This is a genomic window from Plebeiibacterium marinum, assembly GCF_026013615.1.
GTDB classification, from domain to species: domain Bacteria; phylum Bacteroidota; class Bacteroidia; order Bacteroidales; family Marinilabiliaceae; genus Saccharicrinis; species Saccharicrinis marinus_A.
Window position 1 is genome coordinate 249,696 of the sequence record NZ_JAPDPI010000002.1, and the last position, 11,470, is coordinate 261,165.

At 34.3% G+C, this 11,470-nt stretch carries 14 protein-coding genes; 9 read left to right on the forward strand and 5 right to left on the reverse strand.

What is annotated here, in order from left to right; genetic code table 11:
- Positions 1 to 20: 20 nt before the first annotated feature.
- From OM074_RS02325 to OM074_RS02335, 3 genes are all read left to right on the forward strand, one after another.
- A complete protein-coding gene (locus OM074_RS02325) occupies positions 21 to 707 on the forward strand; it encodes an inorganic pyrophosphatase (protein WP_301197662.1) in 687 nt (228 codons plus the stop codon).
- A gap of 174 nt (positions 708 to 881) precedes the next feature.
- Positions 882 to 1,355 carry an aminoacyl-tRNA deacylase gene (locus tag OM074_RS02330; RefSeq protein ID WP_301197663.1) on the forward strand — a complete coding sequence of 158 codons (474 nt, stop codon included), beginning with the start codon at positions 882 to 884 and terminating at the stop codon, positions 1,353 to 1,355.
- Between the two features lie 470 nt (positions 1,356 to 1,825).
- The gene (locus OM074_RS02335) at positions 1,826 to 2,677 is read left to right on the forward strand and encodes a LytR/AlgR family response regulator transcription factor (RefSeq protein WP_301197664.1); all 852 of its coding nucleotides are present in this window, start codon (positions 1,826 to 1,828) and stop codon (positions 2,675 to 2,677) included.
- 3 nt (positions 2,678 to 2,680) lie between these two features.
- On the opposite strand, the gene OM074_RS02340 is transcribed toward OM074_RS02335, so the two are convergent.
- Positions 2,681 to 3,142, reverse strand: a complete 462-nt coding sequence (locus OM074_RS02340; protein WP_301197665.1) for a DUF4395 domain-containing protein — start codon at positions 3,140 to 3,142, stop codon at positions 2,681 to 2,683.
- Between the two features lie 286 nt (positions 3,143 to 3,428).
- Between OM074_RS02340 and OM074_RS02345 the strand changes: the two genes are divergently transcribed.
- From OM074_RS02345 to OM074_RS02355, 3 genes are read left to right on the forward strand one after another with little or no spacing between them, the layout of a single operon-like run.
- On the forward strand, positions 3,429 to 4,304 hold the full coding sequence (locus OM074_RS02345) for a metal ABC transporter solute-binding protein, Zn/Mn family (RefSeq protein WP_301197666.1): 876 nt from the start codon (positions 3,429 to 3,431) through the stop codon (positions 4,302 to 4,304).
- A 59-nt stretch (positions 4,305 to 4,363) separates the two neighbouring features.
- Entirely contained in the window at positions 4,364 to 5,053 is a 690-nt protein-coding gene (locus OM074_RS02350) for a metal ABC transporter ATP-binding protein (RefSeq protein ID WP_435873438.1), read from the forward strand.
- Positions 5,054 to 5,062: 9 nt separating this feature from the next.
- Positions 5,063 to 5,911 carry a metal ABC transporter permease gene (locus tag OM074_RS02355; protein ID WP_301197668.1) on the forward strand — a complete coding sequence of 283 codons (849 nt, stop codon included), beginning with the start codon at positions 5,063 to 5,065 and terminating at the stop codon, positions 5,909 to 5,911.
- On the opposite strand, the gene OM074_RS02360 is transcribed toward OM074_RS02355, so the two are convergent.
- Positions 5,868 to 6,536: a 2-C-methyl-D-erythritol 4-phosphate cytidylyltransferase gene (locus OM074_RS02360; RefSeq protein ID WP_301197669.1), complete on the reverse strand. Its 669-nt coding sequence runs from the start codon at positions 6,534 to 6,536 to the stop codon at positions 5,868 to 5,870. The genes OM074_RS02355 and OM074_RS02360 overlap by 44 nt on opposite strands.
- A 109-nt stretch (positions 6,537 to 6,645) precedes the next feature.
- Here OM074_RS02360 and OM074_RS02365 point away from each other — a divergent pair, with 109 nt between their 5' ends.
- Positions 6,646 to 7,992 (forward strand): M28 family metallopeptidase, encoded by a 1,347-nt coding sequence (locus OM074_RS02365; RefSeq protein WP_301197670.1) that lies wholly within the window; start codon positions 6,646 to 6,648, stop codon positions 7,990 to 7,992.
- Positions 7,993 to 8,037: 45 nt separating this feature from the next.
- Complete coding sequence (locus tag OM074_RS02370) at positions 8,038 to 8,706, forward strand: DUF2461 domain-containing protein (protein ID WP_301197671.1); 669 nt, start codon at positions 8,038 to 8,040, stop codon at positions 8,704 to 8,706.
- An 82-nt stretch (positions 8,707 to 8,788) separates the two neighbouring features.
- On the opposite strand, the gene OM074_RS02375 is transcribed toward OM074_RS02370, so the two are convergent.
- Together OM074_RS02375 and OM074_RS02380 are read right to left on the reverse strand one after the other, a co-directional pair.
- Entirely contained in the window at positions 8,789 to 9,244 is a 456-nt protein-coding gene (locus tag OM074_RS02375) for a toxin-antitoxin system YwqK family antitoxin (RefSeq protein WP_301197672.1), read from the reverse strand.
- A 238-nt stretch (positions 9,245 to 9,482) separates the two neighbouring features.
- Positions 9,483 to 9,833, reverse strand: a complete 351-nt coding sequence (locus OM074_RS02380) for a carboxypeptidase-like regulatory domain-containing protein (protein ID WP_301197673.1) — start codon at positions 9,831 to 9,833, stop codon at positions 9,483 to 9,485.
- Between the two features lie 296 nt (positions 9,834 to 10,129).
- Between OM074_RS02380 and OM074_RS02385 the strand changes: the two genes are divergently transcribed.
- Positions 10,130 to 10,663: a ComF family protein gene (locus OM074_RS02385; protein WP_301197674.1), complete on the forward strand. Its 534-nt coding sequence runs from the start codon at positions 10,130 to 10,132 to the stop codon at positions 10,661 to 10,663.
- On the opposite strand, the gene OM074_RS02390 is transcribed toward OM074_RS02385, so the two are convergent.
- A partial coding sequence (locus tag OM074_RS02390) for an SIR2 family NAD-dependent protein deacylase (RefSeq protein WP_363320195.1) occupies positions 10,660 to 11,470 on the reverse strand: 811 nt, incomplete at its 5' end. The genes OM074_RS02385 and OM074_RS02390 overlap by 4 nt on opposite strands.

Here is an 11,470-nt window from a genome sequence, read left to right on the forward strand (position 1 = left end):
ACATATTAAAAGCTTAATATATGGCAGATGAATTTACCACAAACAGCCTCATGGATCCCATTGGGAGATTGATGGGACTTCGTTACAAATCGCACCCATGGCATGGCATAAACATAGGACCCGAAGCCCCCAAGATTGTAACAAGCTTCATAGAGGTTGTTCCCACCGACACCATCAAATATGAAATAGACAAAACCACAGGATACTTAAAAATTGATCGCCCCCAAAAATATTCAAACGTAGTTCCTGCATTATATGGTTTTATACCCCAAACATTTTGCGGACAAAAAATAGGTGAGTTTTGCTCTCAAAAATCAGGAAGAGAAGGCATTGAAGGTGATGGTGATCCGCTTGACATTTGTGTATTGACCGAAAAAGATGTTCCACATGGAGACATCCTGGCAGTCGCTATTCCTATTGGAGGATTCAGGATGATAGATGGCAACCAGGCTGATGATAAAATAATAGCAGTATTAAAGGGGGACATAGTTTATGGTGACATTACTGACATAGACCAGTTACCAGAATTAGTTGTAAACAGGTTAAAACACTATTTCTTAACATACAAAGATATGCCCGGATTAGATGCTGACTGTGAAATTACACATATCTATAATGCAGAAGAAGCTCGGGAAATTATTAAATTATCAGCAATTGATTATGACTCAAGGTTTGATTCACTAAGAAATGCACTCTCAAATTACTGAATCGCACATAAACTTCCTGTAATCACTACAGGAAGTTTGCTTTATCTACAACTCTTTCAACAATTATTAAAACTCCCACTTCATCATCAACCAAATAAAACCTGCAAAAACTTTACTTTGCTCAATAAATTCCTTAACTTATAGATTCTTCAAAATTTTAAAAGGAGGAATATTATGCCATTATCAAGAGTTGAAACTTTTCTTCGCAGCAATGATGTATCTTTTAATAAGATAGTACATCATAAAACATACACAGCACAAAGAACAGCTGCCGATGTTCATATTTCGGGTAAAGAAATTGCAAAAACCGTAATCATGAAAATCGACAATCAAATGTGTATGGTTGTTCTCCCGGGTGATATGCAGATTGACATGGGTTTACTAAAAATGGCTACAGGAGGTAAACACCTCCGCCTGGCTACAGAAACAGAATTCAAAGACCTGTTTGAAAATTGCGAGGTTGGTGCCATGCCCCCATTTGGAAACCTTTACGACATGCCTGTTTATGTTGCAGAGGCATTAAAAGAAGACGTTTTTATAGCATTTAATGCCTGTACACACAGCTTGTTAATCCAAATGAAGTTTAGTGATTTTGAAAGATTGGTACAACCCACAATTATGAAAATAGCATATCATTCTCATGCTTAAAATTTTAAGGGAGTTTTGTGTCTTTTAGCATAATCTGAATGATAATTGATATTAATAATTTGCATCAACACACTCACAAAACTTCCTTTTAATAATTTTACTAATCTGAGTACATAAAAAAAGCTGTTCCAACGTTTTGGTAACAGCTTCTTTTTGCACTAGCAAAATCGAAAAGGGTAAAAAAATAGTAGTTATTTTTTCAATCATTCTTATTATAACATTCCCCAAAAAAGGAATCATATTATAACAAAACACAAATGCTTTTTGCGTTTACATTACAAACCAACAAAACTGATGAGAGAACTCCAACAAAAAGGTATTATACCCTATGCATTGGTCTAAAAACAGGCATTGTGGGATGAATTTCGCATATCAGGGACAGTTTTAGCAATATAAAATTTTACACTTTTTTATTTTTTTACCTAAATAAAAGACTGTCGTAAAAGTTTTATAGCTATTTTCGTGCTCAAATGGATTTAAGTCAGAAAATACCAGGCTATTTAGTTTCAAAAAAGAATAGTATTAAACTCATTCTTTTTACAGCAGGATTTGCTTTGCTCTTTATAAACCTATACTCTCCATTTGATGTACGCAACTGGTTTGGACTCGACCTAAAATCACAAGAACTTTTTATCTATTCAAGCCTGATTATTCTTACAGGAGTATTAGTTGCAGTAATTTCCAGGGTTCTTTTATACCAATACAATAAAAAAGAGACCAAAACAAAGCTATGGGCTTTTCTTATCATAATAGCCTTCGAAGTTTTCTTTATGGCAATGTTCTTCACTATCTACGAATCTGTATTTATCAAAACAGATAGCCGCAGTTACCATGAAGTATTTAAAGCCTCGGTACAAAACACAGCACTCGTATTGCTCTTGCCTTACGCTGTGCTTTGGCTCTATTTCTCATGGCAGGACAAAAGCCACAGGATAAAGGAGTTAACAGAAGAAGGAATTGAGATTGATTCAAAAACCATGGCACCATTTCATGACGAAAAAGGCACCATGAGAATTTCAATTAAGATGGATGACTTCCTTTATTTAAAAGGATCAGACAACTATGTAACCATATTCTACCAAAAAAATGGTAGCGTCACCAAGTTTCTGTTGAGAAACACAATAAAAAAATTAGAGCAAAACTTTAAATACCACCCTATAACCAGGTGTCATCGGTCATACATGGTTAATTTTGACAAAATCAAAGTAATCCGAAGAGAAAGAGGAGGGCACATTCTTGAAATAGATACAAACCCACTTATTGAAGTTCCGGTTTCTAAAACATACATGAATGAAATATTCCAACTTTTCGGAAAATCTTAATCTTTACTCCAAAGGTTCAACGGAATAAAATGGTTTCACAAATAGGGTAAAAACCCAACATCCCACACAAAAATTCAGGAAACATTCCAAAAACGCAAACAGCACCAGCATTGATGCAAGTATTTGTGCAATTTGACCTATTCCCATCAGATGAAATGCAACTACAAAAAATGTGACCATCAACCCCAATCTGGCTGCAAATATTTTTGGAGACACGTCAATCATATTCTTATTACCAGGAAACACTATTTTATCCATATAATTAGATAATCTTGCAACCAAGCTAAACTTTTCTAAACCACAACCCCTCAATGTGAAATCAAGAACTAAAAACCCTATAATCCACACCTCATTACTAAGCAGATACGCCGCTGTAAAACCAATTACAACCAACGCATTCAAGCGTGGCACATTTACACTAACCCTCTTACCTGATATAGGACATACAATTTTATCAACATTCATAATAACTTTATTATATTTATTTAATATGTTTTATTTCTACTATAAACATGGGTTTTAAAGTATTGTTTGCAAAACCTAAGTTATTTATCATATATTTTTTATATGTTTTTAAACACAACATTAATACACATTCATTGTTACATATAATATATTTGTATAACATTAATAAAACTGTAGTATCATGAGTAATTATTAAAAGACAAGATCCACAAAATAGCAGGGTTTCAAATAATTTTACTTGACTCAATATAAAAGAATCCATAAGCATAAAATATATACTAAAGCAATGAAGAATTACTATATACACACTTTACACATAATCTTATTTTTAACAATTGCATCATGTAACAATCAAGATGTAGATAGGAAACACGTAACTGTAAGTTTATTACCTCAAAAACATATGGTCTCCAATCTACTCCCCTCTGATTTCAAAATAACAACCATGGTAACAAAAGGTTACAGCCCGGCAACCTATTCACCAACACCAAATCAAATCAAAAATCTAAATACATCGTTCCTATATCTTCAAATTGGCAACATTGGATTTGAACAGGCCTGGATCGACAAATTTTCAGACATAAACCCACAACTAAAATTAGAAAACACGTCAGAAGGAATCAATTTCATCAGAGAAGACGACTTTGTTCACGGCGATCACATCCATAAAGGAGGAATAGATCCTCACATATGGACATCTCCAAAAACAATGAAGAAATTACTCTATAACACAACTAAGATCCTAACATCGTATATTCCTGAATTGGAAAAGGAAATCTTACAAAATTCCAAAAGATTAGAAAAAGAACTTAATAGCCTTGATTCCTTATACAAAGAAACACTACGCCCATATAAAGGACAAAGCTTTATTATATTCCATCCGGCATACACTTATTTAGCCAGAGACTATGGAATACAACAGATTTCAATTGAACACAAAGGGAAAGAACCCAGTGCAAAATGGCTATCCGAAATAATACAAACAATTAAAAACCAAAATATAAAAGCCATTTTTGTACAAGAGGAGTTTGATAAAAGAAATGCAGAAATAATTGCTAAAGAACTCAATATAGAAATAATTGAAGTACACCCACTAAAAGAAAACTATGAACAAGAAATGAGGACACTTTTAAACAACCTTGTCAAAGCCCTGAATAAATGAACACACCACATTCCCTCATATCATTAAAAAACGTTTACGCAGGGTACACTCCAGGCAAAATGGTTCTAAAAGATGTCTCAATGGATATTTTTCCGAACGATTTTATTGGCATTATCGGTCCAAATGGAGGCGGCAAATCGACATTGCTAAAGGCAATATTAGGATTACTATCACCTCAAAAAGGAACTATTTCCTATAATTTTCCGAATAATAATCAAAATAACATAGGTTATCTACCCCAGATAAATTCTTTTGACAAGGATTTCCCGATAAAAATCATTGACGTTGTTTTATCTGGAATGATGAACGCAAGTGTAACTAAACGTTTTTCAAAGGATGATAAAGAAAAAGCTATATATCTGCTTGAAAAGATGGGGTTAAAAAAATTGTATAACTCTTCAATATCAAACCTATCGGGAGGACAAATGCAAAGAGTTTTTCTATGCAGGGCAATTATCAACAATCCTAAAGTATTAATATTAGACGAACCCAACACATTTGTTGACAAGAATTTTGAAAACGAATTATACAACCATCTGTTAGAGTTCAACACTCATATGGCAATATTACTAGTTTCGCATGATATTGGAACAATATCCTCTCTGGTAAAAACAATTGCATGTGTTAACGAACAATTGCACTATCATAATTCAAATAAAATCTCAGAAGAAATTCTTAAAACATATAATTGTCCGATTGAATTAATCACTCATGGCAAAATACCCCATCGCGTGCTCAAGAATCATTAGCTATTTATCATGAACGAAATATTTTCATTACTTCAATATTCATTCTTCACCAATGCAATAATTGCAGGACTGCTCACCAGTATAGCTGCTGGCATAGCAGGGACGTATATCGTCTCACGCAAAACAGTATTCATTAGCGGAGGAATCACACATGCCTCCTTTGGAGGTATAGGCTTAGCCTACTTTCTAGGATTAAATCCATTTATTGGCGCTGCCTTTTTTGCAATAATCTCGGCTCTTGGAATAGAATGGAGCACCCAAAAGGCCCAAATTAGGGAAGACTCAGCCATAGCCATACTTTGGTCACTAGGCATGGCCATTGGAATCATATTCGTATTTCTCACCCCCGGATATTCCCCGAATTTGATGAGCTTTTTATTTGGCAACATCCTAACAGTTACAACTGCTGATATTTTATCAATGCTAGTAATAAGCATCGTTGTAACACTTGGCACCATACTATTCTACCGACTTATTCTTTATACAGCATTTGATATAGACTACATTAAAACACAAGGATTCAACACGTCTGCAATCAGATATATCATCTCAGCAATACTTGCACTCACAATAGTGATGAGCATTAGAGTTGCAGGAATTATTCTTGTATTATCTATGTTCACAATACCCCAGTCCATTGCAGGGATTTTCACAAACGACTTCAAAAAAATGATTTTTATTTCAATATCATTTTGCTTTTGGGGAGTACTAACAGGGCTGGTAGGTTCTTATTTTTTCAACCTGCCTTCAGGAGCAATAATAATATTTACCCTGATACTGTCATGGGCGATCATCAAATCTGCCAAATATTTATTCACAACTTACCAATTAAAGCTTCTCCAAAGACAAGATCCATAGGGGTAGTCAATTTTATATTCTCCCGATTTCCTTTTGCCAGAAAAATTGGATAGCCAAAGTACTCAAACACACTGGCATCATCGGTGAAAATTTTCTGATAGGGTTCTTGGTATGATTTTTTAAGCATAGAGCATTTAAAAACCTGAGGAGTTTGCACCATTTTATACAAGTCCCTATCAACAGCCTTACTAGATCCTTCATCCAAAATCCTAATAGACTCTATGGCATCAACAACAGGTATAGCAGAATCACATTCTAAAGCCAGCCCATAACAGTTGTCGAGTGTTTGGTCAGAAACAAAAGGCCTGACACCATCATGCACTCCTACAAGACATTCTTCTTTTAGCGATTCCAATCCGTTCCTCACACTCTCAAAGCGAGTTTCTCCGCCAAAGGCCAATTTATAACTTTGTGTGAAACCATATTTTTCGCATAAACCATCCCAATATGAAACCTGATCTTTTGGCAGCACCAACACAATTTCTATTGCAGGATCATACTCAACAAAACGTTCAATCGTACGCATTAAAACAGGCTTGCCTCCCAATTCCAAAAATTGTTTGGGTATATCACTATTCATCCTACTTCCTGAACCACCTGCAACAATAACCACTGCTTTTTTCATCAACATATCATTTTAAAAACTCCCGATAAAATTACTATTTTTATTATTTACATTTCAAGAACATAATAACACTCAACAATTCACATTGCAAACTCAAACAAATATATAGATGAACTTTATTATACATAAGCAACTTACTTATTTTCTACTGATTTTATTATTTTTCATTTCACAAAACAACAAAGCTCAGATTAGCGAAAAAACATTAAAAAAACATGTTAAAAAACTATCAAGCAAAAATTTTGAAGGAAGAGGAATAAGAACTGACGGAATCAAACTGGCAGAAAACTATATACTATCTCAAGTCAATATATTAAACCTTAATCCCATAAACAATGTTTATCGACAGGAGTTTTCCCTGAATTCACAAAAAATGCTCCGCCCGGATACATGTTTACTAATACTCAAAAATGACACTCTACATTATGGAAAAGATTATTACACCCTTAACCAAAATACAAACAAAACATACCAACTCCCCCTATACCATTACCAGCAAACAAACAATAACAAAATACTAACAGATCACGCTATATTAATTAACCATATAAATCAATTAAACAAAATCAAATCTCCACAAACCAAAGCCATTTTTGTAAAACAAGAATCAAGTATAGAGTTTGAAAAATTAACCAACACAAATGGATCAGGAATTAATAATGACCTCAATTCACCTTTACTCACAAAACAGAATATTAAAACATATTACCTAAGCCCTTCTACATCCAAGCTCATAGACGAATCATTAAAGACTGATTCTCTCCTAGTTACAGCAGTCGTTTCAGAAGAAAATACAACAATAAACCCAGCCAACATCCTGGCTCAGATCAAAGGCACAAAAGGCGACAGCACCATCATAATATCAGCACATTACGATCATATAGGAATTCGATATGGTAAAATAAATCCTGGTGCCAACGACAATGCTTCAGGTGTGGCTGCGTTGCTTGAAATAGCCAAACAACTTTCACAATCCCAAACACGACCAAAACACAATATACTTTTCGCCTTCTTCTCAGCAGAAGAATCTGGACTACTTGGCTCCAGGTACTTTGTATCTAACCCACCTCACCCACTAAACAAAACCATAGCAAACATCAACCTTGACATGATCGGAAACACAGATCCCATGCACAAAAAAGACCCCAATTATATTTACGCTTATGGCCCTGAAAAAACAAGCTACTTTTTAATGCATAAGATAGACAGCATTAATAACAAACATTTCTTTTTAAACATAGACCATTATAAACACGACAAAACCATGGCCCAAAAATTTCTAAGAATGTCGGATCAGGCCAATTTCATAAAGCACAATATCCCGGCCCTATTTATATTCAACGGATTAAGCCCAAACTACCACACACCTAAAGACACATACAACAAACTTGATTACAAAAAAATTAAAAACGTTTGTGAACTAACAATAGAACTAATTAAAGATTTGGCTTATTAGCAGATTACTCCTAAATTGTATAATATAATTTTAAAGCACTCTATCATGATACCTCCTATTATATTTGAATTTCTTAAAGAACTAACTGTAAACAACAATAAAGATTGGTTCAACGAAAACAAAGAAAAATACCAGCAAGCCAAAGATGCATTTGAAGAATACATCAATTATCTAATCGGGATAATCCATAATATCGATCCAAAAATTGGTCATCCCCACGCCAAAGATTGTATTTTCAGGATATATAGAGACGTGCGTTTTTCGAAAGACAAACTTCCGTATAAAAATAATTTTGGGGCATACATTGCCCATGGAGGTCGTAAAAGCCCCTATGCTGGCTATTACCTACACCTGGAACCCGATAACAGTTTTGCAGCAGGTGGAATATATTGCCCTCAGCCAAATACCCTGAAGACAGTTAGGGAGTTGATAATGGAAAATATTGAAGAGTACAAACATATTATAGAAGAGAAAAACTTTAAGAAAAATTTTACAGAAGTATGGGGAGAAAGAGTAAAAACTGCCCCTAAAGGTTTTTCAAAGGATGATCCTAACATCGAATACATAAGGCCTAAATCATACGCACTGGTTCATAATATAAACGATGAGCAAATCGAATCAAACAGAATAAATCAATCTCTTTCCAGAATATATAAACTAATGAAACCTTACAACGACTTCCTCAATCAAGCTGTAAAGGAAAGCCTTTCTTAATACAGGCTATATTTTACTGTGTGTATACATAAAAAAGGAGGCTGAAAACAATCAACCTCCTTTCAATATACCTGATTTAATTTCAATATTTTTTTTCCTTTTCTAACTTTCCGTTCTCATCAAAAATCTTCCAGGTTCCAACTTTTTCACCTTCCTTATACTCCATGTCATAACGTAAAATACCGGCTTCATCATAAATATACCATTTGCCGTGTTTTGTGCCATTCTTATAGCTGGCAACTCCTAATTTTACTCCCTTTTCATTCCATGTTTCCCAGAGGCCATCCATTTCATTGTCCTTATAAGAACGAACTTCCTGTTTTAATTTGTTATCAAAATAATAGGTAGAAACACCTTGTTTTTTCCCCTCAACTACGGTCATTTCCACTCTTTTATTTCCACTTGGATAGTATTCCACATATGTTCCGGAGTAAAGTTCTCCGCTTTTGTTGTAATACAATCCATCTTCAACAATCAACTGAGATTGGCTAGTTGTCACCAGACTAACTAAAACCAACAATGTAATTAATATTCTCATGGCTTTTAAATTTAAAACGTTAATAAAAGCCTCCCTTAAAAATCACATCCGTTGATGTAATTAAACTTTCCCTATGTGTATCTTTGTTAACGACAAATTAACATTATAGTTACTTTATAACCAAATTTTCAATGTTAAGTTTTACATTAATTTAACACTTAGGAACTTACCCTATTGACATACAACAAAAAAGGCCATCTATTAAAGATGACCCATTTTGTTATATATTAACTAATTATTAATTTACCTGATTCATACCGATACCGACAGGACTCTCTTTTTCTGATTCAACTTTAATCCCTTCTATTTTCTCATCTTGGTAAGATATCATCTTAGCACAGATTGAACACTCTCCTACCGGTACATTTTCAAAAGTAAAATTCCCATCAAAATCAGTATAGGCCTTCTGATTTATTTCGACCAGAACAACTTCTACACCAGCCAATGTTTCACCAGTAATTTCATCAACCACAACACCATTTAATGTAGTTGTTGCAACAGGGGCACTGTTCTTCTCTGATTTTTCACCTTTAAAGCTACTTAAACCAACAATAGCCACTAAAACTATTATCAAAACTCTTAATTTCATTATAATGTCTTTTTAAATTATTATCCTGTTAGGTACAACACAAAAGTACAGAAGCAATGTTATGTATTTGTTAACAACATTTTATAGCTTTTTTAATAAATTGTTACCTTTATAAAATTAATCTTAACCCTATTTTACAAATGACTTACTTAAAGAGTTTTGCACGATTATTTTTTCCCAAAGTATGTTCTATATGTGGACGAGGTTTATTTAGCCATGAAACACTAATATGTACTCTCTGCATAAAAGACCTTCCTCTGACCAATTTCCACCTGGTAAATAAAAATCCTGTGGAAATGACATTTTGGGGCAGAACCCCAATAGATAAAGCAACTTCATTATTGCTATACACAAAAGGAGATAAAACAAAGCAAATTCTTCATTCTATAAAATACAGAAACAACATTGCATTAGCAGAAGAAATGGGCAAAATGATAGCCCATAACTTATCAGAAAGCAACCTGTTTTCCACAATTGACTATATCATACCGGTACCATTACACCCTGCAAAACTCAATAAAAGAGGATACAACCAAAGTGAAATTATCTCAAATGGGATTAGCAAAATCACAAAAATTCCTGTAGAAACAGACATCCTGTTTAAAACACTCAACACTAGTACGCAAACTAAAAAAAACAGATTTGAAAGATGGAAAAATGCAGAAAACATCTATGAATTAAGGAATAGTTCCAAAATAAAAGGCAAAAAAATACTCTTAATAGATGATGTATTAACAACAGGGGCAACTCTTGAGGCTTGTGCCACAGCTCTTCATTTAGCAGAAATTTCAGGTCTAAGCATTATCACTTTAGCTTATGCCGCCAATTAAAACCCGATTCCAAAAACATCAAAAAGAACCTCCATGCCTTGCGATGCTCTTTTTTGAATATGAGTAATATTATTACGTAACTGATAGGCAGGCATTCCGGGATCAACTACATAGATTGGCACTTTGTTTCCAACATAATCTATCAATCCTGCTGCAGGATATACATTTAACGAAGTCCCAACTACAATTACTACATCTGCCTTTTGGATGATACTAACAGCCTTCTCCATATTGGGAACAGACTCTCCAAACCAAACAATATGGGGCCGCAACTGACTCCCTTTTTCACAACAATCCCCAAATTTCAGTTCCCATTCTTTCATTTCATAAACCAAAGAAGGATCAATTGTACTCCTGACTTTCTTTAGTTCTCCATGCAAATGCAATACTTTCGAGGAACCGGCTCTTTCATGAAGATCATCTACATTTTGGGTCACCACCGAAACATCAAAAAAAGATTCAAGCTTTGCAACTAACTCATGTCCTTTATTGGGCACACATTCAAACAGCTGCTTCCGCCTTTGGTTATAAAAGTCCATTACCAATTCAGGGGTATGTTCCCAGGCTACAGGACTTGCCACTTCGGTTATATCATATTGCTCCCAAAGTCCACCCATATCCCTAAAAGTCATAATACCACTCTCCGCACTCATTCCTGCACCAGAAAAAACAACAACTCTTTTCATAAGCAAATTAACATCAAAATTAAGGCATAAAAAAAGCAACCCCATACGGGATTGCTTTACAATATATAAAATCTTTCGATTTGTTACTTCAACAATTCTGTTACCTGGTTGAATACGTTTT

Excerpts from the sequence above, each read along its gene's own strand:
- OM074_RS02325 (WP_301197662.1), top strand. The coding sequence starts at position 21 with ATGGCAGATGAATTTACCACAAACAGCCTCATGGATCCCATTGGGAGA.
- OM074_RS02330 (WP_301197663.1), top strand. The coding sequence starts at position 882 with ATGCCATTATCAAGAGTTGAAACTTTTCTTCGCAGCAATGATGTATCT.
- OM074_RS02335 (WP_301197664.1), top strand. The coding sequence starts at position 1,826 with ATGGATTTAAGTCAGAAAATACCAGGCTATTTAGTTTCAAAAAAGAAT.
- OM074_RS02340 (WP_301197665.1), bottom strand. The coding sequence starts at position 3,142 with ATGAATGTTGATAAAATTGTATGTCCTATATCAGGTAAGAGGGTTAGT.
- OM074_RS02345 (WP_301197666.1), top strand. The coding sequence starts at position 3,429 with ATGAAGAATTACTATATACACACTTTACACATAATCTTATTTTTAACA.
- OM074_RS02350 (WP_435873438.1), top strand. The coding sequence starts at position 4,364 with ATGGTTCTAAAAGATGTCTCAATGGATATTTTTCCGAACGATTTTATT.
- OM074_RS02355 (WP_301197668.1), top strand. The coding sequence starts at position 5,063 with ATGAACGAAATATTTTCATTACTTCAATATTCATTCTTCACCAATGCA.
- OM074_RS02360 (WP_301197669.1), bottom strand. The coding sequence starts at position 6,536 with ATGAAAAAAGCAGTGGTTATTGTTGCAGGTGGTTCAGGAAGTAGGATG.
- OM074_RS02365 (WP_301197670.1), top strand. The coding sequence starts at position 6,646 with ATGAACTTTATTATACATAAGCAACTTACTTATTTTCTACTGATTTTA.
- OM074_RS02370 (WP_301197671.1), top strand. The coding sequence starts at position 8,038 with ATGATACCTCCTATTATATTTGAATTTCTTAAAGAACTAACTGTAAAC.
- OM074_RS02375 (WP_301197672.1), bottom strand. The coding sequence starts at position 9,244 with ATGAGAATATTAATTACATTGTTGGTTTTAGTTAGTCTGGTGACAACT.
- OM074_RS02380 (WP_301197673.1), bottom strand. The coding sequence starts at position 9,833 with ATGAAATTAAGAGTTTTGATAATAGTTTTAGTGGCTATTGTTGGTTTA.
- OM074_RS02385 (WP_301197674.1), top strand. The coding sequence starts at position 10,130 with ATGACATTTTGGGGCAGAACCCCAATAGATAAAGCAACTTCATTATTG.